Origin of the sequence: Burkholderia sp. AU16741 (assembly GCF_002223345.1) — a bacterium.
Lineage (GTDB): Bacteria > Pseudomonadota > Gammaproteobacteria > Burkholderiales > Burkholderiaceae > Burkholderia > Burkholderia sola.
The window spans coordinates 380,224-406,129 of sequence record NZ_NKEZ01000007.1 but is presented as its reverse complement, the minus strand read 5'-3'; the positions used below and the strand labels follow the sequence as shown (position 1 = coordinate 406,129).

Genomic DNA, 25,906 nt, shown 5'->3' with positions numbered 1-25,906 from the left:
GATATCGACGACATACCGCTCATTGCCTGCAATCGGCCAAGATCCGGATGGCCGCCCGTATCAACGCATGATTGATGGCGAACCGTCACGTCACGCATTGCCGCTACCCCGCCTCCCGCAACGTCCCCAGCAGCACCTTCCTGCAACTCGCGATCATCTGCGCCTCCGGATCGCGATAGTCGGTCAGCAGCCACGCCGCGCCCACGTTCGTCATCGCGCCCACCAGCGCGAGCCCGATCAGCCGCTGCTCGGTACGCTCGGCAGGCGTGACGACTTCTCCCGGCGCGCCGATCGCCATGATCAGCTTGCCGAAGTCGATCAGCATGCGCTGGTACGTCATGTCGGTATCCGCGCTCACACCCATCACCTCGAGCAGCAGCACGCGCGCCGCGCACGGATCGCGCAGAAACGCGAAGAACGCGGCGAGCCCCGCGTCGACACGCTCCCGCAAATCGCCGCCGCGCGCGGCGACCGCCCGCGCGACCGCGTCATGCAATTGCTGCGCGTGATGCAGGTAGGTGCAGCGCAACAGATCCTCGGTGCTGTCGAACGCCGCATAGAAATAGCGGTCGTTCAGCTTCGCTTCCTGGCAGATCGACCGCACGGTCGCCTTGCGAAAACCCACCGTGCCGAACACGCGCGTCGCCGCGCGAATCAACGCGTCGCGCCGCTCGGCGGCCCGCACCTCGGGCGCCACGCCGCCATACGACCGGCCCTTTTTTTCCGTTTCGAGTGCTTTCTCCATTCCGCTATTTGACATCAGGACACCCGAAAACTAAAGTGGTGACGAGCAACACCACAATAGATGCGCCGCCGGTGCAGCGCAAGCGGAACGGGAGGACGACGAATGAAGGGGTTTTCCGGCAAGGTCGCCGCGATCACGGGCGCCGGTTCGGGCATGGGCCGCAGCCTCGCGGTCGAGCTCGCGCGGCGCGGTTGCGAAGTCGCGCTCGCCGACGTCAGCGAAGCCGGCCTCGCCGGCACGGCGGCTGCCTGCGCGCAGCACGGCGTACGCGTAAGCACGCGCCGGCTCGACGTCGCCGACCGCGACGCGGTGTTCGCGTGGGCCGATTTCGTTCGCGCCGAGCACGGCAAGGTCAACCTGATCTTCAACAATGCGGGCGTCTCGCTGGCCGCCAGCGCCGAAACCGCGCGTCTCGCCGATCTCGAGTGGATCGTCGGCATCAATTTCTGGGGCGTCGTGCACGGCACGCAGGCGTTCCTGCCGCATCTTCGCGCGTCGGGCGACGGCCACGTCGTCAACACGTCGAGCCTGTTCGGGCTCGTCGCGATGCCGACGCAAAGCGCGTACAACGCGACCAAGTTCGCGGTGCGCGGCTTCACCGAGGCGTTGCGCATGGAACTCGAACTCGACGGCGCGCCGGTGAGCGCGACCTGCGTGCATCCGGGCGGCGTCGCGACGAGCATCGTCGACGCGGGCCGCGTCGATACCAGCATCCACGCGCTGACGGGCCAGGACGAAGCGACCCATCGCCGCCAGGCGAACCGCCTGATCAACGCGACGACGGCCGACGAGGCCGCGCGGCAGATCCTCGCGGGCGTCGAGCGCAATGCGCGCCGCGTGCTGGTCGGCGCCGACGCGCGCCGGCTCGACAGGATCGCGCGGCTGCTCGGCGCCGGTTACCAGTGGCTGATGTTGCGCCACGTGCGCCGCGCCCGCGCACGCAACCTCGAACGCGCCCACGCTCCGGCCGCGCGCCCGACCACGCCGACCCAGGACCCCGCATGACCTCGACGACCGACCGGCGCGACGCGCCGCCCGCTGCCGACGCCCGCCACGACAGTGACGATCGCCGCGACCTCGACGTGCTGATCGTCGGCGCCGGCCTGTCCGGCATCGGCGCCGCGTATCACCTGAAGCAGCGCTGCCCGCATGCGAGCGTGGCGATCGTCGAGGCGCGCGACGCGATCGGCGGCACCTGGGACCTGTTCCGCTATCCGGGCGTTCGTTCGGATTCCGACATGTTCACGCTCGGCTACAGCTTCCGTCCGTGGCACAGCGAGAAGGCGATCTCCGACGGGCAGACGATCCTCGACTACATCCGCGACACCGCGCGCACCTACGGCATCGACAAGACGATCCGCTATGGCCGGAAGGTCGTCGCGGCCGACTGGGATTCGAACCGCGCGCGCTGGACGGTGCGCATCGAGCGCACGCGAAACGGCGCGACCGACACGCTCGTCTACACCTGCCGCTTCCTCTTCATGTGCAGCGGCTACTACGACTACGACGCCGGCTACCTGCCCGACTGGCCAGGCATGGATACGTTCGAAGGCAAGCTCGTGCATCCGCAGCACTGGCCGAAAGACCTGTCGTACGCGAACCGGCGCGTGGTCGTGATCGGCAGCGGCGCGACGGCCGTCACGCTGGTGCCATCGATGGCGGCCGACGCGCGGCACGTGACGATGCTGCAGCGCTCGCCGACCTACATCGTGTCGCTGCCCGCGCGCGACAAGATCGCGAACGCGCTGCGCCGCGTGCTGCCGTCGCGGCTCGCGCACCGGCTCGTGCGCATGAAGAACGTGCTGCTGACGATGTACCTGTACAACGTGTCGCGCCGCAAGCCCGACCGGACGAAGCAATTCATCATCCGCGCGGCCAGCAAGCAGCTCGGCCCCGGCTTCGACGTCGCGAAGCACCTGACGCCGCGCTACATGCCGTGGGACCAGCGCGTGTGCCTCGTGCCGAACGGCGACCTGTTCAAGGCGATTCGCGCGGGCCGCGCATCGATCGTCACCGACGAGATCGAACGCTTCACGCCGACCGGCCTCCAGCTCAAGAGCGGCCAGCAGCTCGACGCGGACGTGATCGTCACCGCGACGGGGCTGAAGGTGAAGATGCTCGGCGGCGCGCGCGTGACCGTCGACGGCCGCCCGGTCGATCTGCCGGAAACGGTGTCGTACAAGGGGATGATGTACAGCGACGTGCCGAACCTCGCGTCGTCGTTCGGCTACACGAATGCGTCGTGGACGTTGAAGGCCGAGTTGATCGCGCGCTACGTGTGCCGGCTGCTCAACCACATGCGCGCGAACGGGTACGACACGTGCGTGCCGCGGCTCGGCGCGGGCGATCTCGGCGACGTGCCGGCCGTCAACCTGAGCTCCGGCTACATCCAGCGCGCGGCCGGCATCCTGCCGAAGCAGGGGCACCGCAAGCCGTGGAAATTCCACCAGAACTACGTGCTCGATCTCGCGTCGCTGAAGTTCAGCACGCTCGCCGATTCCGCGATGCATTTCGAACGCCGCGCAAAAACCGGCGCGGCCGCCACCGCACCGGCTGCCGAACCCGCACTCGAAACCCGCTGAGGCCGACATGACTCCTACGCTCCACCTGATCCAGAACGTGCTGCTCGGCGTCGTCGCGGTGCTCGCCGCGCTCGCGCTGTTTTCCGGCTACGTGGCCCGTCGCGTGACGCGCGCGTTTCCGCCCGAAGGCCGCTTCGTCGACATCGACGGCGATCGTATCCACTACGTCGAATACGGCAACGGCCCGCCGATCGTGTTCGTCCACGGGCTCGCGGGGCAATGGCGCAATTTCGCGTACCTGCCGCTCACGCGGCTCGCGCAGCAGCATCGCGTGATCCTGATCGACCGCCCCGGCGCCGGCCGCTCGCTGCGCGGCGCGGCCTCGCAGGCGAACGTGTTCGCGCAGGCCCGCACCGTCGCCGCGTTCATCGACGCGCTCAAGCTCGACAAGCCCGTGCTGGTCGGCCATTCGCTCGGCGGCGCGATCGCGCTCGCGGTCGGCCTCAACCATACGGACCGCGTGAGCCGGCTCGCGCTGATCGCGCCGCTGTCGCACGAGCAGACCGAGCCGCCCGCGCCGTTTAAGCCGCTGATGCTGCCGTCGCCGCTCGTGCGCCGTTTCGTGTCGTGGACCTTCGCGATCCCGCTGACGATCCTGACGGGCCGCAGCGCCGTGCGCCAGGTGTTCGCGCCGGAGGACGTGCCGCGCGACTTCCCGGTCAAGGGTGGCGGCCTGCTCGGGATGCGCCCGCACGTGTTCTACGCGACGGCGACGGACCTGCTGTCGGCGCCCGTCGACCTGCCAGCAATGGAGCGTCGCTACGCGGCGCTCGCGCTGCCGGTCGACGTGCTGTACGGCCACGCCGATCCGATCCTGAACTGGCGCGAGCACGGCGACGCGCTCGCGAAGAAATCGGCGCGCGTGCGGCTGAAGGTCGTCGAGGGCGGGCACATGCTGCCGGTCACGATGCCCGAAGCGACGGCCGACTGGCTTCTCGAAGTCGCCGCCGCGCCGGCCGACGTTGCGGCGCAGCCCGTGCGCATCGCGTAGCTCGCGGCGGCGAAGCGCGGCGGCCGGTTTCCGTCGCGGGGAGCCAACGCCGCGACGCAATCAGGCTTCGTCGTCGGGTATCGACAGCCCGCGCTCCGAGAGCACCTCGCGCGCGCTGCGAAACGCCTCGACCGCGGCCGGCGCGCCGGCGTACAGCACGCTGTGCAGCAATACCTCGCGAATCTCGACGAGGCTCGCGCCGTTGTTGAGCGCACCGCGGATATGCCCCTTCAGTTCCGTGCCGCGGCCGAGCGCCGCCAGCATCGCGCACGTGCACAGGCTGCGCGTCTTCAGGTCGATCCCGCCCCGCTGCCACGTGCTGCCCCACGCATGCTCGTTCAGCCAGTTCTGCAGCGGGCGGGAGAACCCGTCGAGATCGCTCATCGCGCGCTCGACGAACGCCTCGCCCATCACGTCGATGCGCCGCGCCTTGCCATATTCCCTGTCCTGTTCGCTCATGTCGGTGTCCTGGTGATTTGGCGTCGTGGCCGTGGCCGCTGCCGCGCCGGCGGCCGGGGTTCGCGTCATGTTCGGCGGGACGGCGCGTTTCGTCAAAGATGCGGGCCTCGATTCGCGGCCGGGCGCGTCACGTGCGATCGAGCGCTACGTAACATCCCGTCGCGCGTTACGGCGCCTGACGGGAACATCACGGCCGCGATGCTCGCGCGCCGCGCGTGCCTGTCGCGCGAAATCGCCATTCCTCCGTTTAAATCGCATCGATATTCCCGATTTCCGCAACAAATCACGACACCGTTTCGCGAAACATGTCGTGGCTCGGAATTTGCAGTGAAGGCTTGGACACACTTCCAATGTCGAGGCCAACATGCACATTCTCCTCAAGAAGACGACGGTAACGATGGCCGTCTCGTCACTGCTCGCGCTGTACGGCTGCGGCTCGGTCGATGGACCGACGACCCCGCCGACCATCAAGCCGAGCACGTCCGGGACGGGTGGTAGTTCGGGGACTTCGGGTACGTCGGGCAGTTCCGGTACGTCGGGTACTTCTGGCACGTCGGGTACCTCCGGCACTTCGGGCACTTCCGGTACCTCGGGCACTTCCGGCACTTCGGGCACTTCGGGCACTTCGGGCACTTCGGGCACTTCGGGCACTTCGGGCACTTCGGGCACTTCGGGTACTTCGGGTACTTCGGGCACTTCCGGTACGTCAGGTACTTCCGGTACGTCAGGTACGTCAGGTACGTCAGGCACCTCCGGCACGTCGGGCACCTCCGGCACGTCGGGCACGTCGGGCACCTCCGGCACGTCGGGCACCTCCGGCACGTCAGGCACCTCCGGCACGTCGGGCACCTCCGGCACGTCGGGCACCTCCGGCACGTCAGGCACCTCCGGCACGTCAGGCACGTCAGGCACTTCCGGCACGTCGGGCACGTCGGGCACTTCCGGCACGTCGGGCACTTCCGGCACGTCGGGCACTTCCGGCACGTCGGGCACTTCCGGCACGTCGGGCACGTCGGGCACTTCCGGCACGTCGGGCACTTCCGGCACGTCGGGCACTTCCGGCACGTCGGGCACTTCCGGCACGTCGGGCACTTCCGGCACGTCGGGCACTTCCGGCACGTCGGGCACTTCCGGCACGTCGGGCACCGGCGTCACCCCCCTCGGCAATGTCCTTCAGCAATCCGGCAACCTCGTGACGGCGCTCGGTACGACGGTCGTGAACGGTGGCGCCCAGATCGGCGGCGTGCAGATTCCCGGCACGAACGCGACGACGGTCAACAGCGTCGGCAACGCGGTCAGCAGCCTCGGCAACGGCGTGCAATCGCTCGGCAACGGCGTCGCGGCCGGCCTCGGTTCGATCGGCGTGTCGCCGAACCCGCTCGGGCCGACGCTCACGTCGACCACCGGCCTGCTGACCGGCGCCGGCGGCGCGGTCAACAATCTCGGCAATGCCGTGACGAGCCTCGGCACCGGTCCGCTGTCGCCGCTCGCGCCGGCGACGACCCTGGTCGGCAGTCTCGTCAACACGGTCGGCACCGCGGTCAACTCGACCGCATCGGCGCTGAACACGGCGCTGAACAGCGCGCCGGTGCAGCAACTCGAGACGCAGCTCGGCAGCGTGATCAACCCGATCACGAACACGCTGACCGGCGGCGTCACGACGCCGGGCGTCACGCAGACGCTCGGCAACGCCACGTTGCTCGGCGCCCCGCTCAGCGGCCTGCTGAACACGCTCGGCAGCGGCCTCGGCCTCGCCGGTTCGCAGGTCGGCGGCGCCACCGGCAATCCGGTCGGCACGAGCGTTGGGAGCAGCGTGTCCCAGCTCGGCAATACCGTGGCATCGGCCGGCGGCCTGCTGTCCAGCGGCAGCTCCAGCAGCGGCACCAATCCGCTCGCCCCGATCACGGGCGTGCTCGGTTCGCTGACGGGCGCTCTCGGCGGCGGCAGCTCGAGCGGCTCAGGCGGCACGAGCGGTACCAGCGGCGGCCCGCTTGCGCCGATCACCGGCCTGCTCGGCACGGTGACGGGTGCGCTCGGCAGCATCGGCTCAAGCGGCACCGGCGGCACCAGTGGGACGAGCGGCGCAGGCGTCGGCGGCCTGCTCGCGCCGGTCACCAACCTCGTCAACTCGCTGACGCCGCTCGGCGCGAGCCTCACCGGCACCGTCACGACACCGGGCGGCAACGTGTCCGGCGCGCTCGGCGGCGTACTGACGAGCGGCCCGGTCGGCACGCTCACGGGTGCGCTGGGCACGCCGGCCGGCTCGGCCGGCGCCGTCGGCACGGTCAGCCCTGGCGGCGCAACGGCCACCGTGACGACGCCGGGCGGCAGCGGCTCCGTGGTGACCGGCCTGACCGGCGGCACGAGTGGCGGCGCCGCCAGCGGCACCGGCAACCTGCTGTCGCCGGTGACGAACCTGCTCGGCGGTCTGCTGGGCGGCGTCACCAAGAAGTAAGCCGTAACGCATCACGTATCAGAACGACAGGCCAATGGCCGGGCGCGCATCCATAAACAGCCCGGCCGACGGCCGGCGCCACCCGCCAAGCGGGGGCGCCGGCCCTCATCCCTACGAGGATCCGATCATGAACTCCACGCTCGACGGCATCGTCGCCGCCCCGGACCGCCCACCCCGTTCCGCCACGCCGCTGCGCGCCGGCCTGCTCGGCATCGCGGCCGGACTCTTCGCGCTGTGGGTCACGCGCGACCACCCGTCCCTCGACGCGGCCACCCGCGCGGTCATCGCGAGCCTCGCGATCATCGGCACGATCGCACTGCACGAACTCTTCATCTCGCGCGTCTACCTGCGTCCGAGCGCGGGGCTGTCGCGGCAGGCCGTCCGGCCGCTCGGCATCGCGCGCGTGGCGACGCGGCTCGGCGCGCTGACGTCGATCTATGCAGGCATCGGCGCGATCTACTGGCTGCTGCCCGAATACCACGGCGCGTTCTACCTCCCGTTCTGGTCGCTGCTGCGCTCGCTTGCGCCGTACGTGATCGTCGCCGCGCCGTTCTACTTCGCGTGGATGGACCGCCACCAGCGCGAGACCGACGACGCGTACCTGCTGTGGGGCCGCTTCCTGTTCCGACGCGAGCAGCCCGCGAGCTGGAAGCCCGTGCGCGAGATGCTGGCCGGCTGGGGCGTGAAGGCGTTCTTCCTGCCGCTGATGACCGTCTATCTGTCGAAGGACGCCGATCACCTGAGCGCGTCGCTCGCGAACGCGATGCATGCGCCGATGACGATCGCGACCTTCGTGTTCATGTACGACTTGTCGTTCACGATGGACCTGATGTTCGGCACCGTCGGCTACCTGTGCACGTTCCGCATCCTCGACAGCCACGTGCGCACGGTCGAGCCGACGACGCTCGGCTGGGTCGCCGCGCTGATCTGCTACCAGCCGTTCTGGTCGCTGATCTCGAACAACTACATCCGCTACGAAGGCTCGATGTTCTGGGACAACTGGCTGCTGTCGGCGCCGACGCTGCGCGTGATCTGGGGCACGGTGATCATCCTGCTGCTGCTGACCTACGCGCTGTGCACGATCTCGTTCGGGCTGCGGTTCTCGAACCTCACCAACCGCGGAATCATCACGTCGGGCCCGTACCGCTTCACGAAGCATCCGGCCTACATCACGAAGAACCTGTCGTACTGGATGGTGTCGGTGCCGTTCGTCGAGCCGCTCGGCTGGCAGCTCGGGCTCATGCACTGCGCGGGGCTCGTCGCGGTCAACCTGATCTACTACACGCGCGCGAAAACGGAAGAGCGTCATCTGATGCGCGATCCCGACTATCGCGCGTATGCCGAATGGATCGCGCAGCACGGGTTGTTCGCGCGGATCAGGCAGGCGTTCGGCGAGCGGCAGGCGGTGTGATGGAGCGACGGGGGCGGTCGTCCATGCCGCTCCTGTCCTGGCGCGGATGTCGACCTGTCCCGGCATTCACCCCCGCGACACTTTTCCAGGTAGGCCCTCCGCCGCTTGACGATGCACTTTCGCGTGGATCCCCGCACGTTTCAACGCGCCCCATGCGGCTAATTGTCGCGAAACACCGCGATTCGTCGCGCTTCATCGCTTTTCTCCGTCGGCCCGATTGCCCGCCCGCTGCCCATCGCGTATGGTGCCGACCGTCCGCGTGCGCCCGTCGCCCGGACACCCGACCGTCGTCCCGCACGACGGCCGTGCGGGCCGTGCCCGCCGCTCACCGTCTCCGCGACGCCGCCCGCCGGCGCCGCGCATTCATGAGGAAAGAGGCGTGATCCACAAAGTCCTGATCCTGTTCGCACTCTGCATCGCGGGCCTCGCCGCGATCGCCGCCGGTTTCCAGCACATCCCCGGCTGATTCGCGGCCCCGGCTCGCTTCGCCGAGCCCGGGGGCCGCTTCCATTTCCGTTCTCCCGTTGCCATGAACCCCTTTCTCGATGCGCCCGAGACGGGCGCCTTTTGCCATGCGTATCGACGTACAGCATTCCCAGCACGACATCGACGACGAACTCGACACCCTTTATGAACGCCTGCACCTGCCGGGCCATCGCCTGCACGGGCTGCCGGCCATCGCGCTCGGCGGCTCGGGCCTGATCGTCCGCCACCGCAAGGCGGACGGCGAATACTTCCTTTACATCGAGGATCCGTCGGCCCGGCAGCTCGCCGGCTATACGGTGTTCAACCGACTTCCCGAAATCCCGCGCCGTGCCGACCGCTACCTGCGCGCGCCGCATACGCGGCTGCGCGGCTCGGCACAACGCAAGGGACTCGCGACGACGCTGTATCGATGGGCGCTCGACGCGGGCCTGTGTCTGATCAGCGGCGCGCGCCAGTCGGTCGGCGCCGCGCGGTTGTGGACGGCGCTCGCGCAGGATTACGGGCATGGCTTCGTCGATGTCGAAGGCCGCGCGCTGCGTTATCTCGGCGACACCGTTGCCGACGACGTGCACGGTGCGCTGCATACGCGGCGGCTGTTGCTCGGAAACGGGTGGACCCTCGGTGAACTGGCGCAAGCAACCGGGATGACCGGCATCGATGCCGCCGAGTATGCGAACGTGAACGCGCGGCGCGGTGAACACGAATGACACTCCGCGGAGCGGCGGCCACGTGCGGCACGTCGCTCATGCGGCTCATGCGGCTCACGCACCGATGCGATAATTCGCCGGATCCGCGCGCCGCCGCGCGAGCCACCTCCCCACACGTTCCGCGATGGCCAACGACACCCGAACCGCTTCCGAGCGCCGCATCGACCTCGTCGCACTGTGCGGCAGCCTGCGCGCGCAGTCGTACAACGCCGCGCTGCTCGACGCAGCCGCACTCGTTGCCCCGCGCGGCATGCATATCACGCGCTTCGATCGTCTCGGCGAATTCCCGTTGTTCAATCCCGATGCCGAATATCCGACGCCCGCCGCGGTGCGCGATCTGTTCGACCGCCTGAACGCGGCCGACGGCGTGCTGATCGCCAGCCCCGAATACGCGCACGGCGTGACGGGCGTGATGAAGAACGCGTTGGACTGGATCGTGGGATGCGAGGCCGTCGTGTACAAGCCGGTCGCGGTGTTGAACGCGTCGCCGCGCGCCGAGCACGCAGACGCGGCGTTGCGGGAAACGCTGTCGGTGATGTCGGCGCGCATCGTCGAGCCCGCATCGATCACGCTGCCGATTCTCGGGAGCCAGCTCGACGCGGCGGGCATCGCCGCCCATCCGCCGTTCGCGTCGGCGCTCGTCGAAGCATTGCACGCGCTGCGCGCGGCGATCGACGACCCGGCTGCAGGCCGGTAGACGATACACACGCCGAACGCGTGCGCCGTGGCGTTATCGCGCCTTCGCGCGCGTCGTCTTTCTCGCCGGTTTGGCCGCCTTCGCGCGCGGCGCTTCCTTCTCGGGCTGCGCGCCGCCGCCCGCGAGATCCTCGAGCCATGCGAGCGCATCGACGTACGACAGGAACTGCTGCAGGTATTCCGGCGACAGCTCGCGCATCGTCGCGAGCGAGCGGTGCACGAGGCTGTTCGAATTGAGCGGCCCTGCGTTGCGCGGCACTTGGTCGAGCGACTGACGGTATTGCTGTTCCGTGCGGACCTTCGACCACGTCGCACGGAAGTAATCGATCAATTCGGGATCGAGCCCGCGCCGGTCGGCCTGCGCATCGCGGCCGAGCCCTGCGACGAGCGCGGCAAGCGCGCCGCACGCGGGCGCATCCGCCGCGGCTCGCGCCGTCTCGCGCGTGGCTTCGGCGTCACCGGCGCGCGCGACGATCTGCGCAAACCCTTCGATCAGCATTGCAAGCCGCGCATCGAGCAACGCACGTGCAGCGCCATCGAGCACGGCCGCGCGCTTCTCGAGCGCGTCGATCCGTTGAAAGCGCACCGGATCGAGCCGATCGGCGCCCTGCTCGCGCCATGCGTCGAGCGTCGCGCGCGCGTGCGTCGCGCCGCCCGTCACTTGGCCTTTCCTCCGTTCGACGCCGACTTGCGCGGCACCGGCGCGATCTCCACGCGGCGGTTCTTCGCGCGGCCTTCATCGTCGGCGTTCGAGCTGACCGGCTGTTCGGAACCGAACGCGGCCGCGAACACCGACGAGGCCGGCACACCGGCATCGATCATCGCGCGTGTGACCGTCAACGCGCGCTTGGCCGACAGTTCCCAGTTGTCCGCGAACAGGCGGTTGCCGGCGTGCACCTGCTGGTCGTCCGCGAAGCCGCTGATCATCAGGATCTCGTCGCGCGTCTTCAGGTACGTGGCGAGCGGGCTGGCCAGCGTCTTCAGCAAGTCGCGGCCCGCGGGCTGCAACTGGTCGGAGTTCAACGCGAACAGCACGTTGCCGCTGATGCCGATGCGCCCGTTCACGAGCGTCACGCGGCCGGCCGCGAGCGGCCCGGCGAGCGCCTGTTCGAGCGACTTGCGCTGCTGCGCTTCGAGCTGCCGCGCGCGCACCGCTTCCTCGAGCTTCGACGTGAGCTGAAGCTGCATGCCGATCACGCCGACGAGGATCAGCACGAACGCGCCGAGCAGCACCGACATCAGGTCGGCGAACGCGGGCCATACCGGCGCCGATTGCGCGCCGCCGTCGATTTCGTCGTGCATGCGTTACGCTCCGACGCTCGCTCGCCGGCCGGCGAGCTGCTGCAGATCCTCGACGATCTGCTTCTGCGACATCACGCTCAGGTCGATCACCTCGCGCGCCTGCGCGACGTAGTACTCGAGCTGTTCGTCGCTGCGCGCGAGCGATTTCTCGAGCGCGGCCTCGATGCGCTGCAGATGCGTCAGCAGCTTGTCGTTCGATTCGCCGAACACCTGCACGGCCGTCCCGAATGCATCGCCGAGGCTCGCCACTTCGACGGCGCCGGCCGTGACCTGCGCGGCCACCGAATCGAGCTTGCGCGTTTCGGCGTCGACGGTGTCGTTGAAGCGCGCACCGACGCGGTCGAGCAGATCGGCCGACGTACTGACGAGCGCGTCGATCGCGGTACGCTGTTCGGTCGACGCGTGGTTCACCGCGCCGAGCAGCGTCTCCAGCGTCGCGAGCAGGCGGCTGCGCTCCTCGAGCATCGCGGTGTCGCGCACCATGCTGTCGGACAGGCGCTGGCGCAACTCGGCGACGACGTCGGCCGCCGCCTTCGGCGCTTCCGACGCGGCCTGCACGAGGCGCGAGATTTCGTTGATCGTGTCGCTCGCGTGCACCTGAGCCTGCGCGGTGATGCCGTTCGCGGTGCGGGTCAACGTGTCGCAGATGTCCTGCTGGCGCGCGGCGGCTTGCGCGCTCGTCCGCGCCCATTCGTCACGCAGCGCGGCGGCCATCGCCGCGAGCGAATCGTTCCACGCGGCGAGGCGTTCTTCGTCGCGTGCGGCCAGTTGCGATTGCAGGCCGGTGTGCGAATCGCGAATCGTCGTCAGCAGATCGTTCGAACGTTGTTCGAACGTCGACGCCTGTGCTGCGAGGTCGCGCGTCGTTTGTGCGAGGGCATCGCAGATTTCCTGCTGGCGGCCGGCGCTGTGCACGCCTGCGCGCTGCCATTCTTCGCCGAGCTTCGCGGCCATCGCAGTCAGCGAATCGTTCCATGCCGACAGACGTTCTTCGTCACGTGCCGCCAGTTGCGATTGCAGGCCGGTGTGCGAATCGCGAATCGTCGTCAGCAGATCGTTCGAACGTTGTTCGAACGTCGACGCCTGTGCTGCGAGGTCGCGCGTCGTTTGTGCGAGGGCATCGCAGATTTCCTGCTGGCGGCCGGCGCTGTGCACGCCTGCGCGCTGCCATTCTTCGCCGAGCTTCGCGGCCATCGCAGTAAGCGAATGGTTCCAGGCCGACAGACGTTCTTCATCGCGCGCGGCCAGTTGCGACTGCAGGCCGGTGTGCGAATCGCGAATCGTCGTCAGCAGATCGTTCGAGCGTCGTTCGAACGTCGACGCTTGTGCAGCGAGGTCGCGCGTCGTTTGCGCAAGTGCATCGCAGATTTCCTGCTGGCGGCCGGCGCTGTGCACGCCCGCGCGCTGCCATTCTTCGCCGAGCTTCGCGGCCATCGCGGCCAGCGAGTCGTTCCACGCGGCGAGGCGTTCTTCGTCGCGCGCCGCCAGTTGAGATTGCAGCCCCGCATGCGACTCCTGCATCGCGGCGAGCGTCGCGGCCGAATGGCGTTCGAACGTCGCGGCGGCTTCATCCAGCGCGCGCGCATGCTGGCCGGCCAGCGTCTCGCCGACCTGCTCCTGACGCGCCAGCGCGTCGCGCCATGCGGCCGACAGGCGGCCCTCGGTCGATTCGAGGCGCGTCGCGACGCCATCGAGCAGATCCGACGAACGCTGCGCGAACGTGTCGGTGAACTGGCCGAGCGTCGTCTGCAACTGCTGCGCGACCGCGTTGCCCGCCTGACGTTGCTCGTCGATCGCGCGGTTCCAGACGGCCGTCACGTTGCCGGTGGTCTTCTCGAAGCCGTTCGTCAGCCCGTCGAGCTGACGCTGCACCGCGCCCGTTACGGTGTCGCGCAGCGCGGCCATCTCCTGCGCGAGCCCCGTCATCGTCGCGGCGACGACCGGCTGCAACGCGGCGCCGGCCACACGCGCGCTTTCGGCCGCGCTTTCCTTCAGCGCGTCGCCGACGTTCGACGCCAGGCCCGCATACGCCCGCTCGGTCCGGTCGAAAAACGCCTGCTGGCTTTCGAGCTGACGATCGTGCAACGCGACGCTGCGCGCCTCGAGCGTCGTCATCATCGTCTGCAGCCGGTCGACCAGCGCCGGCATCACGTCGGCCTGGCGCTGCAGCAGCCGGAACGATTCGTCGCGCTGGTGCGCGGACGAATGCACGCGCAGCGTCGTCGCAATCTTCGCATCGAGCTGCTGGGCCGCGTCGATCCGCTCGCGGCGCACGAGCGCGGACAACAGCCCGAGCATCGCGGACGTCGCGACGCCGGCGATCGACGTGCCGAACGCGAACCCGAGCCCCTTCACCGGCGCGATCAGCGACGCGCGGATCGCATCGAGATCGGTCGCGCTTTCGAGCGCGGCGCCCGTGCCCTTCAGCGTGACGACCATCCCGAGCAGCGTGCCGAGCATGCCGAGCAGCACCAGCAGGCCGACGAGGTAAGGCGTGAGCGCCGGGCCCGGCAGCGCGACGCGCGCGCCTTCGACCCGGGCGCGCACCGCGCCGCGCAGGCCCGGATGCAGCATGTCGAGCCACGTGTCGAGCTTCGCGGGCGGCTCGGTCAGGCCGGCGACCGCGTGCGACAGCGTGGCGGTCGCCTGCCGGTAGCGCAGCAGCTCCCATGCGCCGGCGACATAGCACGCGCCGATCAGCAGCGTGACGGCCGCCGCCAGCGGGTTCGACGCGACATAGCCGGCACCGATCCAGCCCACAGCGAGCAGACCGGCGACGAAGACAACGAGATCAAGGCGAATTCTGGACATAGCGTGTTGATTAGCAGGTGCGAAGGGCCGCGAGCAGCCCGTCTACCGTTTGAAACCGGACCTCGAGTTCGGCAAGCAGGATGCTGTGCATCTCGTCGCGAAACGTATCGAGCCATGCGCCGGGCACGATCGCCGCGACGACCGGGGTGTCGGCCACCGCGCCTTCGTCGGCCGGAGCGGACGCGTCGGTGGTGTCGGGCGCCGCGGCGGCCGCGGCTTCGGCCTCCGCCAGCGCCTGCCGCTCCGCGTCGCGCAGCCGCGCGAAGCGCGTGCCGAGCAGCGCGGGCACGGCCGACAGCAGGCTGCGCTCGCGCGCGCCGAGCACGCGCTCCATGATCGTGTCGAGCGTCGCGAGTCGCGCCATCCCGGACGAGCGCGCGGCGAGCGCGACGCGCAGGCGGCCGCGCAACTGGCCGATCGCCGTTTCCATGTCCTGTTGCAGGGTCAGATAACGTTGGCGAAAGTCCGCGAAATCGGCCGTGTCGGCGGCCGGCGGCGGCAGGTCGCCCGGCCGGCGCCGCGCCCGCGGCCGGTTGGTGGCCGCGATCGCCTGCGCGAGGTCGTGGCGCACGCGCGCGCAGTCGCGCTCGGCGTCGTAGCCGCGCACGCCGGCCGCGACGCCCGGCGGGTTCGCATTCAGCGCGGACGACAGCGTGATCGCGTCGGTCCAGCCGAGCCACTGGCTCAGCCGGTCGGACAGCGTCTGCCGGGATTCCGCGACGTCGGCATCGGCCAGGCGCGCGAGCAGCCGGACGAGCGTCGGACCGCTCAACGCCGGGCGCGGAGATGCTTGCACCATGCTGCAAACCGTCAAAAAAGGCAGCAGTTTACACGTCGTCGGGCGGTCGACCGCCAGAATCGGGGAAGCGGCGCGGTTCGGCGTGCCGCGCGATACACGGGAACGCCCGTCGCGCAAGGCTCGGCGGGCGGCGGTGAGAGGGTGGGAAGCACGGTCGGCGGCGGCCGGCGAGCGGTCGCGCCATCGGGAAGTCATGCGTCACGTGTTTGCAGTGCCGGCCCGCCATGAACGATGAACGGGCCGAGCCGCGGCGACGGGTGCGGGCGTTCCGCACGCCGCGCCTGACCCTGGCCCAACGATGAACCGGTAATCATGGCATTCGGGACGCCGACGCGCACTCGGGCGAGCGGCCCGGGCGGGCCGGCCGGTTCCCGCCGCTGACCGGCGACGGCATGGCCGTCGCCGCCACGTGCCGATAAAGAAGCGCTCAGATCCCCGCTTTCGGCGCATTGAGGATCAGCCGCAGCCCGAGCAGCGTGATCGCGCCGGCCGCGATGCGGTCGACCCACTTTTTCGCGCGCAGGTAGAGTTCGCGCGGCCGGCGCGTCGAGAAGCACAGCGCGACGAGCGTATACCAGCCGAATTCGACCGCGAACACGAGCGGCGGCAGCACGAGGTAGCACCACAGCGGCGGATGCTGCGGAAGCAGCGCCGCGAAGATGCTGCCGTACCAGATCGCCGTCTTCGGGTTGCTGAGCTGGGTCGTGAGGCCGGTCCAGAACGACTTGCGCGCGCTGCCGCCCGCCATCGCCTGCGGATCGTCCATCGCGATCGGCCGGTCGGCGCCGCGCCAGATCTTCGACGCCATGTAGATCAGGTACACGCCGCCCGCGACCTTGAGGCCCACATACAGCCATTCGACGGCCTGCAGCAGCGTGTAGAGCCCGGCGAGCGCGACGCCGCCGAACACGATGCCGCCGATCCCCATGCCGAGCGCGGTGGCGAGCCCGTCGCGGCGCGACAGCCCGATCGAATTGCGGGCCACCAGCACGAAGCTCGGGCCCGGAATCATCGCGCCGAGGAACAGCGCAGCCAGGATGGCGAGTACGGCAGCCGATGCGGTCATCGAAGTCTCCTTGGTCAGCGACGCCGCTGCGCCGGCGCCTGCGTGTCGTTTCCGACGGTCGAGCGGTCGATTCTGGCACGCCTCGCGCATGGCCGAAAGCGGCCGTGCGCTGCTATGCTGGCCCTCTTTCCCGTCATCTCGCGCCGCCCCATGATCGAGATCCGCGCCGCCCGCTATCCCGACGATGCCGCCGTCGGCGAAGCGATCTTTCGCGAGTCCGTCGCGAGCCCGACCGTCAGCCTCGCCCTCGCGGACGACGGACCCGACATTCCCGCGCCGGGCGCCGAGCTTCCCGGGCGCAATGCGTAACGGCGCACGGCTCAATCCCTTTCCTCTTTCGACCAAACCGCCCGCCATGCGCGCTCTTCGCCTTTCCGCCCTGCTCCCGCTGCTCGCCGCCGTCTCGTTCGGCGCCCGCGCCGACACCCTGCCGAAATCGATCGCCGCGCAACTCCCACCCGGCTACCAGCCGCTGCTCGCGCAAGCCGGCCCCGATCTCGACAACGGGCGGCACAGCTTTCTCGTCGTCGTGCACCGCGCGGTCGACACGCGCGACCAGCCGTCGCCGCGCCCGCTGCTGATCTACGAGGAACAGGCCGACCACATCTACCGGCTCGCCACGCGCAACGACCAGGTCGTGCTGCGCGCGAACGAAGGCGGCCAGTGCGATCCTTTCGATCCTGAAGATGCCGCCGACAACGGCTTGTCGGTGAAAGGCCGCTATTTCACCGTGCAGAACATCGTCGCGTGCGGGCAGCACTGGACCGACTACGTCACGTTCCGCTACGACCCGCGCACGCATGGCTGGCTGTTTTCGAGCCAGATCGTCACCGAATCGTTTCCGCTCGATGACCGGCCCGACCACGTCACCGTCACGCGCGCCGACGCGCACCGGCCGGTGTCGTTCGGGCAGTGGCAGCGCAAGGACTAGACGCTGCACGCCGCGCCGCCCGCGGCGGTGCCGTTTTTCAACGCGACGCACCGTCCGCCCGCCGCTCGCCGCGCCCGGCCAACAGGTCTACCATAGGCGCTCGTCGCCCGCGCAACCGCCGGCACGGCATGCGGCTTGCGCCGGCCTCTTTCCTCGTTGCCCCCGCACAGGAGGACGTCATGACGCAACACTTCGATGCGATCGTCATCGGCACCGGCCAGGCCGGGCCGCCGCTCGCCGCGCGGCTCGCCGGCGCCGGCATGAAAGTCGCGATCGTCGAGCGCGGCCGCTTCGGCGGCACCTGCGTAAACACCGGCTGCATCCCGACCAAGACGCTGATCGCAAGCGCGTACGCCGCGCAGCTTGCACGACGCGCCGGCGAATACGGCGTGTCGGTCGGCGGCCCCGTCACCGTCGACATGAAAGCTGTGAAGGCGCGCAAGGACCAGATCTCGGGACGCTCGAACCACGGCGTCGAGCAATGGGTGCGCGGCCTCGACAACACGACCGTCTTTCAGGGTCATGCCCGCTTCGAACGCGCGAACGCGGTGCGCGTGGGCGATGACGTGCTCGAAGCCGAACGCATCTTCATCAACGTCGGCGGACGCGCGCAGGTGCCCGCGATGCCGGGCCTCGACTCGGTGCCGTACCTGACCAATTCGACGATGATGGACGTCGACTTCCTGCCCGACCACCTCGTGATCGTCGGCGGCAGCTACGTCGGGCTCGAATTCGGGCAGATGTACCGCCGCTTCGGCTCGAAGGTCACGATCGTCGAGAAAGGTTCGCGCCTGATTCGCCGCGAGGACGAAGACGTGTCGCAGGCGGTGCGCGAGATCCTCGAAAAGGAAGGCATCGACGTGCAACTCGACGCGAACTGCCTGAGCGCACGCCGCGACGGCGACGGCATCGTCGTCGGCCTCGACTGCGCGGGCGGCGGCCGCGAGGTCGCGGGCTCGCACCTGCTGCTCGCGGTCGGGCGCGTGCCGAACACCGACGATCTGGGGCTCGACCGCGCGGGCATCGACACCGACGCACGCGGCTACATCACCGTCGACGAGCAGTTGCGCACGAACGTGCCAGGCGTCTGGGCGCTCGGCGACTGCAACGGGCGCGGCGCGTTCACGCACACCGCGTACAACGACTACGAGATCGTCGCGGCGAACCTGCTCGACGACGATCCCCGCAAGGTGTCCGACCGCATCATGGCGTATGCGATGTACATCGACCCGCCGCTCGGCCGCGTCGGCATGACGCTCGCGGAAGCGAAGCAGACGGGCCGCCGGCTGCTGGTCGGGACGCGCCCGATGACGCGCGTCGGCCGGGCGGTCGAGAAGGGCGAGAGCCAGGGCTTCATGAAGGTGATCGTCGACGCGGACAACCACGCGATCCTCGGCGCATCGATCCTCGGCGTGACCGGCGACGAGGTCGTGCACGGGATCCTCGACGTGATGGCCGCCGGCGCGCCGTACACGACGATCAGCCGCGCGATGCATATCCACCCGACCGTGTCGGAGCTGCTGCCGACACTGCTGCAGGATCTGCATCCGGTCGAGTGACGTACGGCAGGCGGGCGGCCGCGACGTGGAGAGTGTTCGTCACGGCCCGAGCCGCCCGTCAGCTTTCGAAATACCGCGGCCGGTCGATATCGGCCAGCAGTCGCGGCTGCGTCGGCGCCCAGTCGAGCGATGCCCGCGTGCGCTCGCTGGTTGCGGGCGCATCCATTCCCGCAAACATCGCGAACCAGCCGAAGTGCTCGCCGGCTTCCGCCCCCGACTTCGCGACGACCGGCACGTTCAGCCGCCGGCCGATCACCTCCGCGATCTCGCGGAACGGCACGCCCGTATCGTCGACCGCGTGATAGCGCGCGCCGGCCGCACCACGTTCGATCGCGAGCCGGTACACGCGCGCCGCGTCGAGCCGGTGCACGGCCGGCCAGCGGTTCGCGCCGTCGCCGACGAACGCCGATGCGCCCTTCTCCCTCGCGAACGCGATCAGGCGCGGCACGAAGCCGTGATCGCCGTCGCCGTGCACGGACGGCGGCAGGCGCACGACCGACGCATGCACGCCGCGCGCTTCGAGCGCGACCGCTGTCGCCTCCGACGCACGCGGATAGTGCGCCGACACCGGCACGTGGGGATCGTCCTCCGTCGCCGCGCGGCCGGGCGCGACGAGCGCGAGGCCGGACGTGACGACGAGCGGCCGCGCCGAGCCGGCGAGCACCGCGCCGATCGTCTCGATCGCGCGGCGGTCGAGTTCGCAGTTCTGCGCGAAGCGCGAGAAATCGTGATTGAATCCCGTGTGGATCACCGCGTCGGCGGCTTCGGCGCCGCGCGTCAGGCTGTCGAGATCCTCCAGCGATCCGCGATGGACGTCGGCGCCGGCTGCGGCAACCGCCGCCGCGGCCGCATCGGACCGCGCGAGCCCGAGCACCGAGTGCCCGTTGGCAACGAGTTCGGCGACGACGGCCGAGCCGACGAATCCCGACGCTCCCGTAACAAAGACACGCATGTTCAGCACCTCCGGATGAAATGGAGGCCTACTATCTGCCGATGGCCGCGCGCGGTGAAGTCGTGACGGTTTACGAGTAAACGAACTAACAGGATATGGCTGACGCCCCCGACAACCTGCTCGGCGCGTACCTGCGGGACCGCCGCGAGAAACTCGACCCGGCTGCGCTTGGGCTGCCGGCCACGCGCCGCCGCACGCCGGGCCTGCGGCGCGAGGAAGTCGCGCAACGCGCGCACGTGAGCGCCGCGTGGTACACGTGGCTCGAACAGGGCCGCGGCGGCGCACCGTCGGCCGACGTGCTCGACCGGCTCGCCCGCGCGCTGATGCTCAACGACGCCGAACGCGAACACCTGTTCCTGATCGGCGTCGGCCATCCGCCCGAGGTGCGTTATCACGCGCCGGCCAGCGTGACGCCGCGCCTGCGGCACGTGCTCGATTCGCTCGACGCGAGCCCCGCGATCATCCGCACCGCGACGTGGGACGTCGCCGCGTGGAACGACGCGGCGGCCGCGACGCTGACCGACTACGCGACGCTGCCGCCGGCCGCGCGCAACATCCTGCGGCTGATCTTCGTCGACGCGGGCGTGCGTTACGCGCAGCCGAACTGGGAGCGCGTCGCGCGGTTCGCGGTCGGCGCGTTTCGCGCGGACGTCGCGCGCAGCGGCGCGACGCAGAGCGTGCAGGCGTTCGTCGACGAGATGCGCGCGACCAGCGCCGAATTCGACGCGATGTGGCGCGACCACGCTATCCGTACGCACGACGAAGGCACGAAGGAGATTCGCCATCCGCAAGCCGGCCGAATCGCGCTCGAATATTCGGCGTTCTCGGTCACCGGCAGCCCGGACCTGAGCCTCGTGATCTTCACGCCGGTGACGCCGGCCGACCGTGCGCGGATCCGCGAACTCGTCGCGGCCCGCGAACGGGCCCGCGCGGCGCAAGCGCCGGCTGTGTAACCTTACGCGGCTTTCTCGGCAGCCTGATTCGGGACGACACGTATCGGCGGATCGCGAAACAAATCTCGTCGTTCGCTATCACCACTCACGAACACGCGCGAAAAACGCAAAGGGGCGTCGCGCACGAATGCGCGACGCCCCTTGTTCATTCACGGAAACGTACCGACTATGCGACGCGCTGCAGCAAGTCCGTCGCGAAAGATTTCGCATGCGCGACGGCTTCCTGCGCGTCGCCGAATACGCCGAGCTCATTCCAGTGCTCCTCGGCCGCGTAGGTGCCTTTCACGGCGAGCGCCCGCTGGACGCTCAACTGCGCCGCGTAGCGGCCGTCGTCCAGCGGCCGGGCCGTCGCGACGACCCGGTGCGGCGGGCTGGCCCGCTCCGGCTGAACCAGCTCGACAGGGCCGCTGACCGTGCCGACATTCATCAACTCGTTTCGGGTGTTGCAATCCGGGCAGTAGAAGCACCAGCCCGCGCCCTCCTGATGGTGCCTGACCTGCCCGCGAGCCAGCACGGCACGGCATTCGACGTTTTCGCAGATGAACGGCATCGCAGTCTCCGGAGTTGTTTGACGGAAATCCTAGCATGTCCGCCGACGGTCAACCATCGGCATCCGCATGATTGCCGTGCCGGCGGTTTCGGTTCGCTACGCATGCCGGGCGCGGTAAGCGCCGCCGCGTTTCGCTGCGCTGCAAAATCGGTTCTTTTCCCGGATCGGGCAGCCACATCCGGGACCGCGCGCCGGATCATGCCCCTGCGCGGATCGCGCGTGTCGCCGAGATCGTCGTGCGTCCGACCGCGACGCTCGCGGGTTAGCCGGTGGCGGCGCGCGGGCGCGAGGCCGCCCACGATAAACTGACGGCCCGACACCGAACCGAGAGAAGCTCCATGTTGATCCGCGTTGCGACCCTGGCCGATGCCGTCCCGCTTGCCGAATTGAAACGCGATACGTTTCGCGAAACCTTTCTGCAGGACGGATTCGGCATCGACTACCCGCCGGACGATCTGGCCGAATACGAAGCCCGTGCCTATTCGGTGGCAGCGATCACCGGGCAGCTCGGCGACCCGCAGTGCCGCACGTGGGTCGCGCAAGGCGACGACGGCACGCTGGTCGGGTATGCGCACGCGGGGCCGTGCAAGCTGCCGCACCCGGAAGTGGCGGACGGGTCGGGAGAGGTCCATCAAATCTATCTTCGACGCGGCACCCAGGGAACCGGCGCCGGGCGGGCCTTGTTCGACGCCGCGCTCGCGTATCTCGCCGAAACGCGCCCTGGTCCGGTATGGCTGGGCGTGTGGTCGGGCAACGCGAAGGCCATCGCGTTCTACGAGAAGGCAGGCTTCAAACGTGTCGGTACGTACGATTTCAAGGTCGGCGAATCGACCGACCTGGAGTTCATCTACCGCCGCTGATCGTCGCTTCCTGTCGGCATCGCCTCGGCGCGGCGCAAACGACTATCGTGGATCGATGACGGTGTAAACGTCGTTTTTCCCTCGTTTCGAGTCAAACGGCACAAACCGAGGGTTCCCGGTAAAATCCGCCATTCCGGGTCTCTCGATCAATTGGTTCGGCATGCATCGCATTGGATTCTTCGTTTGCAGCGGCTACGACGCGCTCGATCTGGGCGGCCCGCTGTCGGCTTTCAATCAGGTCGCCACGGCCGCCGGCCACACGCCCTACGATCTTCACGTCATCTCGCCGTCCGGCGGCCCGATTCCCGGCAATACCGGCCTGTCGATCGACACGAAGCCGATCGGGCGACGCGCGTTCGACACCGTCGTGTTCGTCGGCGGCGATATCGCGCCGATGCAGACACCGGACAATATCGCCGCCGCCAGCAAACTCGCCGCCAAGGCGTCGCGCGTGGCAAGCGTGTGTACGGGCGCATTTCTGCTGGCGGAAACCGGTTCGCTGGACGGTTTGAGAGCGGCAACGCACTGGCGCTACGCCGCGCAATTGCAATCGCGCTTTCCTCGCACGCGGGTCGACGGCGACAGTATCTATGTCGTCGACGGCCGCGTCTGGACGTCGGCGGGCATCGCGTCCGGCATCGACCTCGCGCTCGGCATGATCGAACGGGACATGAGCGCGGAGATTGCGCGCGAGGTCTCGCGGCTGCTGGTCGTGCCGTATCGGCGGCCCGGCGGGCAGTCGCAGTTCTCCGCGATGTCGCAGATGGAGCCGGAATCGGATCGCATCCGCATCGCGCTGAATTTCGCCCGGGAACATCTGGCGGAGGCGTTGCCGGTCGAGCGGCTCGCCGATGCGGCCAGCTTGAGTGTGCGGCAGTTCGGGCGCGCCTTTCGCCGGGAAACCGGTGAAACGCCCGCGAGGGCCGTCGAGCGCTTGCGCGTCGAAGCCGCGAGGCTGCGCCTGCAGGGCGGCAGCGAACCGATCGAGCAGATTGCGCTGGCGGTCGGCTTCACCGATCCGGAGCGGATGCGCCGAGCCTTCATCAAGCTGCTCGGACACCCGCCGCAAGCGGTTCGACGCGAGAGCCGGTCGAACGCAGCGCGCTGATCGACCGCGCGCCGATCGGCGCGCTGCGGGGTCGACGTCTCGCTAACGGATGATTGGCGCGCGCGTAGCGTGACAACGCGGCGCGCCATTTCGCCGGACGTCGATGTCCGTCAATCCTTGACGGGCGGGTAAGCGTTCCACATGTCGCGATGCAGCTTCCACGTGCCGTGCTGCTTCATGAAAACGAGCGTCTGCTTCGCGCGGACCTTGAGCTTGCCGTCACCGTCGCGAACCTCCGCATTCGATACCTCCGTCACGACCCGTTCATTACCGTAGAACTCATAGTTGCTGAACGAGACGGTGCCGGGCTTCGATCCCGCATATCCGCTCGTGAAGTAGTCGGCGATCGCGCGGCGTCCGATGACTTTGTCGCCGCCCGGCGGCAAGAGCGCGCCGTCGTCGGTATAGAGGCGGCCGATCGCGTCGTAGTCGCCTCGCGAGAACGCATCCGCCCAGCGCGCGTTTTCGGCCTTGATGGCCGCTTCGAGCAGACGTTGCGCACCACCGGCGACAGCCGGCGCCGTGAACGCAAAAAAGGACACGCACGCTGCAAGCGCAGCCGTACAAAGATGAATCTGTCGCATCGAGTGATTTCCGGATCGGGTGTGAATTGAAGAGGCGGCGCCCCTGCACGCGTCGCCGGCAAGCGTGTCAGCGAACGCCGGGAACGCGTGCGAGTCCCTTTGATGCGCCGGGCAGCTTCTTGTCGACCATCGCGACGAGTTCGGGCCGTGCATCTCTCGGATGACCCGAATGGAACGGCGGATCGGGATCGTATTCGACGACGAGCTGCGTGTATTCGGCCGCCTGCCGGCCGCGCAGCTTCTCCGCCACGCGCAGCGCGAAGTCGATGCCCGCCGTCACGCCGCCGCCGCTCATGAAGCGGCCGTCGTCGTCTTCGACGAAGCGATCGGGAACGGGAATCGCGCCGTATTCGGCCAGCTTGTTGACGAACGCCCAATGGCACGCGCTGCGCTTGCCGTTGAGCACGCCCGTCGCGGCGAGCACGAGCGAGCCGTTGCACACCGACGTCACGTGCCTGGCGCTTTCCGCGAGACGCCGGATCTGCGCCTGATACGCCGGACGCATCGGCGCCGACAAATCGGAACCGCCGGGCACGAGGATCACGTCGGTCTTGTCGATATCGGCCAGCCGTTCGGTCTTGCCGTACACGACGCCGAATTCGAGCGTCACGTTGCCGCCATCGAGGCTCGCGTAGCGAACGTTCGTATTCGGCAGCCGGTGGAAGATCTCGCTTGGGCCCGCGAAGTCGAGCAGCGTGCCGCCGTCGTAGTTGACGATCAGGATGTTGAGCGGCTCGTTCGGCGCAAGCAGCCCGACGTTGCCCGTCGGTGCAGGCGCAGGCGTGGCGTGCCCGAGCAACGCGCCGCCGCCGAGCACGGCGCCGAGCGTGGCGGCGCCGCCGAACTTCAGGGCATCGCGGCGCGAACGGCCTGCCTGCGTGAGTTGCCTGGCAGAGGCATGGTTATCGCTACTGTCGGTCAAGATGATTGCTCCTTGCACTTCGGCCCATGGGTAAGCGCACCACGCCGGGCCAGGTCGAATAATCGCCACGGCGAATCGCGTGGCGGACGTGAAATCGGGGATGGGGATGAGGCGGGGTGACGTGCCGGGCGCGGGCAGCGCGAAGCGCCGGCTCAAAGCTGCGACACACCGCCATCGACGACCAGCTCGGTGCCCACGACGTACGACGATTCGTCGCTGGCGAGATAAAGCGCCGCGTACGCGATATCGTCGGCCGTGCCCATGCGGCCCGCCGGAATCGCTTGCGCGAATTCGGCCTTGCGCTCGCGCACCCATTCGTCGGGCTTGCCCCACTTGGCGAGCAGCGGCGTATCGATCGGGCCGGGCGCGATTGCGTTGAAACGGATTTTCCGGTCGAGAAATTCGTACGACCAGCTGCGGGCCAGCGATCGCACGGCCGCCTTCGCCGCCGCGGTCAACGAGATGCCATGCTTGCCGGTCTGATCGACGAACGAGGTATTGAGGATCACCGACGAACCTTCGCGCAAGTACGGCAGCGCCGCTTGAAGCGTGAACACCACGCCCTTGACGTTGACGTCCATGATGTCGTTATAGAGCGTGTCGTCGATGTCGTCGACGGCGGACGGGAAAGCCCAGCCCGCGTTGGCGAACACGATGTCCAAGCCGCCGAACGTCTCGTCGACCTCGGCGGCAATCGCGCGCATGTCGTCGAGCGAACGCACGTCGCCCTTCAGCACGAGCGCATGCTCGCCGAGCTCCGCCTTCACGCGCTCGAATACGGCCTCGTCGCGCCCCGTCACCGCGACGCGCGCGCCTTCCGCAATGAACCGTTTCGCGGTGGCCAAGCCGATGCCGCTGGTACCGCCCGTGATCAACGCCGATTTGTTGCCGAGTCTCATCTTCCGTTCCTTTTCATGTCGTGAGTACCAGGCCGGATACGCGACACGCGATGGCGTGTGCGTGCGTGTTCCGGCTTG

General features: G+C 68.9%; 27 protein-coding genes. 14 read left to right on the top strand and 13 right to left on the bottom strand.

Annotation, left to right across the window (positions count from 1 at the left end; genetic code table 11):
* Window positions 1-103: 103 nt before the first annotated feature.
* A complete protein-coding gene (locus CFB89_RS18730) occupies window positions 104-760 on the bottom strand; it encodes a TetR/AcrR family transcriptional regulator (protein ID WP_089469150.1) in 657 nt (218 codons plus the stop codon).
* 87 nt (window positions 761-847) lie between these two features.
* On the opposite strand from CFB89_RS18730, the gene CFB89_RS18725 reads away from it, so the two are divergent.
* Genes CFB89_RS18725 through CFB89_RS18715 form a run of 3 tightly spaced genes read left to right on the top strand, consistent with a single transcriptional unit; the run spans window position 848 to window position 4,318 of the window.
* Window positions 848-1,750, top strand: a complete 903-nt coding sequence (locus CFB89_RS18725; RefSeq protein WP_089469149.1) for an SDR family oxidoreductase — start codon at window positions 848-850, stop codon at window positions 1,748-1,750.
* Window positions 1,747-3,327: an NAD(P)/FAD-dependent oxidoreductase gene (locus CFB89_RS18720; protein WP_089469148.1), complete on the top strand. Its 1,581-nt coding sequence runs from the start codon at window positions 1,747-1,749 to the stop codon at window positions 3,325-3,327. The genes CFB89_RS18725 and CFB89_RS18720 overlap by 4 nt, the downstream gene beginning before the upstream one ends.
* A 7-nt stretch (window positions 3,328-3,334) precedes the next feature.
* The gene (locus CFB89_RS18715; protein WP_089469147.1) at window positions 3,335-4,318 is read left to right on the top strand and encodes an alpha/beta fold hydrolase; all 984 of its coding nucleotides are present in this window, start codon (window positions 3,335-3,337) and stop codon (window positions 4,316-4,318) included.
* A 60-nt stretch (window positions 4,319-4,378) separates the two neighbouring features.
* Here CFB89_RS18715 and CFB89_RS18710 read toward each other — a convergent pair whose 3' ends face one another.
* Entirely contained in the window at window positions 4,379-4,777 is a 399-nt protein-coding gene (locus CFB89_RS18710; protein WP_089469436.1) for a carboxymuconolactone decarboxylase family protein, read from the bottom strand.
* A 364-nt stretch (window positions 4,778-5,141) separates the two neighbouring features.
* Between CFB89_RS18710 and CFB89_RS18705 the strand changes: the two genes are divergently transcribed.
* A complete protein-coding gene (locus CFB89_RS18705; protein WP_089469146.1) occupies window positions 5,142-7,232 on the top strand; it encodes a collagen-like triple helix repeat-containing protein in 2,091 nt (696 codons plus the stop codon).
* 127 nt (window positions 7,233-7,359) lie between these two features.
* Window positions 7,360-8,643, top strand: a complete 1,284-nt coding sequence (locus CFB89_RS18700; protein ID WP_089469145.1) for an isoprenylcysteine carboxylmethyltransferase family protein — start codon at window positions 7,360-7,362, stop codon at window positions 8,641-8,643.
* Window positions 8,644-8,968: 325 nt separating this feature from the next.
* On the opposite strand, the gene CFB89_RS34370 is transcribed toward CFB89_RS18700, so the two are convergent.
* Entirely contained in the window at window positions 8,969-9,217 is a 249-nt protein-coding gene (locus tag CFB89_RS34370) for a hypothetical protein (RefSeq protein WP_179233477.1), read from the bottom strand.
* Between CFB89_RS34370 and CFB89_RS18695 the strand changes: the two genes are divergently transcribed.
* Window positions 9,216-9,836 carry a histone acetyltransferase gene (locus CFB89_RS18695; protein WP_179233476.1) on the top strand — a complete coding sequence of 207 codons (621 nt, stop codon included), beginning with the start codon at window positions 9,216-9,218 and terminating at the stop codon, window positions 9,834-9,836. The two genes, CFB89_RS34370 and CFB89_RS18695, sit on opposite strands and share 2 nt — an antisense overlap.
* Window positions 9,837-9,960: 124 nt before the next feature.
* Window positions 9,961-10,533, top strand: a complete 573-nt coding sequence (locus CFB89_RS18690) for an NADPH-dependent FMN reductase (RefSeq protein ID WP_089469143.1) — start codon at window positions 9,961-9,963, stop codon at window positions 10,531-10,533.
* A 33-nt stretch (window positions 10,534-10,566) separates the two neighbouring features.
* On the opposite strand, the gene CFB89_RS18685 is transcribed toward CFB89_RS18690, so the two are convergent.
* From CFB89_RS18685 to CFB89_RS18670, 4 genes are read right to left on the bottom strand one after another with little or no spacing between them, the layout of a single operon-like run.
* Window positions 10,567-11,193, bottom strand: a complete 627-nt coding sequence (locus tag CFB89_RS18685; protein ID WP_089469142.1) for a DUF2894 domain-containing protein — start codon at window positions 11,191-11,193, stop codon at window positions 10,567-10,569.
* Window positions 11,190-11,834 (bottom strand): OmpA family protein, encoded by a 645-nt coding sequence (locus tag CFB89_RS18680; RefSeq protein WP_089469141.1) that lies wholly within the window; start codon window positions 11,832-11,834, stop codon window positions 11,190-11,192. The genes CFB89_RS18685 and CFB89_RS18680 overlap by 4 nt, the downstream gene beginning before the upstream one ends.
* 3 nt (window positions 11,835-11,837) lie before the next feature.
* Window positions 11,838-14,645, bottom strand: a complete 2,808-nt coding sequence (locus tag CFB89_RS18675) for a DUF802 domain-containing protein (protein ID WP_089469140.1) — start codon at window positions 14,643-14,645, stop codon at window positions 11,838-11,840.
* 10 nt (window positions 14,646-14,655) lie between these two features.
* Window positions 14,656-15,444 carry a DUF3348 domain-containing protein gene (locus CFB89_RS18670; RefSeq protein WP_089469139.1) on the bottom strand — a complete coding sequence of 263 codons (789 nt, stop codon included), beginning with the start codon at window positions 15,442-15,444 and terminating at the stop codon, window positions 14,656-14,658.
* Between CFB89_RS18670 and CFB89_RS34365 the strand changes: the two genes are divergently transcribed.
* On the top strand, window positions 15,443-15,679 hold the full coding sequence (locus tag CFB89_RS34365; protein ID WP_144030130.1) for a hypothetical protein: 237 nt from the start codon (window positions 15,443-15,445) through the stop codon (window positions 15,677-15,679). The genes CFB89_RS18670 and CFB89_RS34365 overlap by 2 nt on opposite strands.
* A gap of 192 nt (window positions 15,680-15,871) precedes the next feature.
* On the opposite strand, the gene CFB89_RS18665 is transcribed toward CFB89_RS34365, so the two are convergent.
* Complete coding sequence (locus tag CFB89_RS18665) at window positions 15,872-16,510, bottom strand: LysE family translocator (protein ID WP_027805824.1); 639 nt, start codon at window positions 16,508-16,510, stop codon at window positions 15,872-15,874.
* Window positions 16,511-16,624: 114 nt separating this feature from the next.
* Here CFB89_RS18665 and CFB89_RS35390 point away from each other — a divergent pair, with 114 nt between their 5' ends.
* The 3 genes from CFB89_RS35390 (at window position 16,625) to CFB89_RS18650 (ending at window position 19,000) form a co-directional block, all read left to right on the top strand.
* A complete protein-coding gene (locus tag CFB89_RS35390; protein WP_256979702.1) occupies window positions 16,625-16,819 on the top strand; it encodes a hypothetical protein in 195 nt (64 codons plus the stop codon).
* Between the two features lie 46 nt (window positions 16,820-16,865).
* On the top strand, window positions 16,866-17,441 hold the full coding sequence (locus CFB89_RS18655) for a hypothetical protein (RefSeq protein ID WP_089469138.1): 576 nt from the start codon (window positions 16,866-16,868) through the stop codon (window positions 17,439-17,441).
* Between the two features lie 179 nt (window positions 17,442-17,620).
* Complete coding sequence (locus CFB89_RS18650; RefSeq protein ID WP_089469137.1) at window positions 17,621-19,000, top strand: FAD-containing oxidoreductase; 1,380 nt, start codon at window positions 17,621-17,623, stop codon at window positions 18,998-19,000.
* Window positions 19,001-19,058: 58 nt separating this feature from the next.
* Here the strand turns inward: CFB89_RS18650 and CFB89_RS18645 are convergent, their stop codons facing one another.
* Window positions 19,059-19,952: an SDR family oxidoreductase gene (locus tag CFB89_RS18645; RefSeq protein ID WP_089469435.1), complete on the bottom strand. Its 894-nt coding sequence runs from the start codon at window positions 19,950-19,952 to the stop codon at window positions 19,059-19,061.
* 95 nt (window positions 19,953-20,047) lie between these two features.
* On the opposite strand from CFB89_RS18645, the gene CFB89_RS18640 reads away from it, so the two are divergent.
* Window positions 20,048-20,905, top strand: a complete 858-nt coding sequence (locus CFB89_RS18640) for a helix-turn-helix transcriptional regulator (protein WP_089469136.1) — start codon at window positions 20,048-20,050, stop codon at window positions 20,903-20,905.
* Between the two features lie 166 nt (window positions 20,906-21,071).
* Here the strand turns inward: CFB89_RS18640 and CFB89_RS18635 are convergent, their stop codons facing one another.
* On the bottom strand, window positions 21,072-21,455 hold the full coding sequence (locus tag CFB89_RS18635; RefSeq protein WP_089469135.1) for a hypothetical protein: 384 nt from the start codon (window positions 21,453-21,455) through the stop codon (window positions 21,072-21,074).
* A 338-nt stretch (window positions 21,456-21,793) separates the two neighbouring features.
* On the opposite strand from CFB89_RS18635, the gene CFB89_RS18630 reads away from it, so the two are divergent.
* Together CFB89_RS18630 and CFB89_RS18625 are read left to right on the top strand one after the other, a co-directional pair.
* On the top strand, window positions 21,794-22,315 hold the full coding sequence (locus CFB89_RS18630) for a GNAT family N-acetyltransferase (RefSeq protein ID WP_089469134.1): 522 nt from the start codon (window positions 21,794-21,796) through the stop codon (window positions 22,313-22,315).
* A 160-nt stretch (window positions 22,316-22,475) separates the two neighbouring features.
* The gene (locus CFB89_RS18625; protein ID WP_089469133.1) at window positions 22,476-23,423 is read left to right on the top strand and encodes a GlxA family transcriptional regulator; all 948 of its coding nucleotides are present in this window, start codon (window positions 22,476-22,478) and stop codon (window positions 23,421-23,423) included.
* Between the two features lie 110 nt (window positions 23,424-23,533).
* Here the strand turns inward: CFB89_RS18625 and CFB89_RS18620 are convergent, their stop codons facing one another.
* From CFB89_RS18620 to CFB89_RS18610, 3 genes are all read right to left on the bottom strand, one after another.
* The gene (locus CFB89_RS18620) at window positions 23,534-24,007 is read right to left on the bottom strand and encodes an SgcJ/EcaC family oxidoreductase (protein ID WP_089469132.1); all 474 of its coding nucleotides are present in this window, start codon (window positions 24,005-24,007) and stop codon (window positions 23,534-23,536) included.
* Between the two features lie 67 nt (window positions 24,008-24,074).
* Entirely contained in the window at window positions 24,075-24,929 is an 855-nt protein-coding gene (locus CFB89_RS18615; protein ID WP_089469131.1) for a DJ-1/PfpI family protein, read from the bottom strand.
* A gap of 152 nt (window positions 24,930-25,081) precedes the next feature.
* The gene (locus tag CFB89_RS18610) at window positions 25,082-25,828 is read right to left on the bottom strand and encodes an SDR family oxidoreductase (RefSeq protein ID WP_089469130.1); all 747 of its coding nucleotides are present in this window, start codon (window positions 25,826-25,828) and stop codon (window positions 25,082-25,084) included.
* Window positions 25,829-25,906 lie beyond the last annotated feature (78 nt).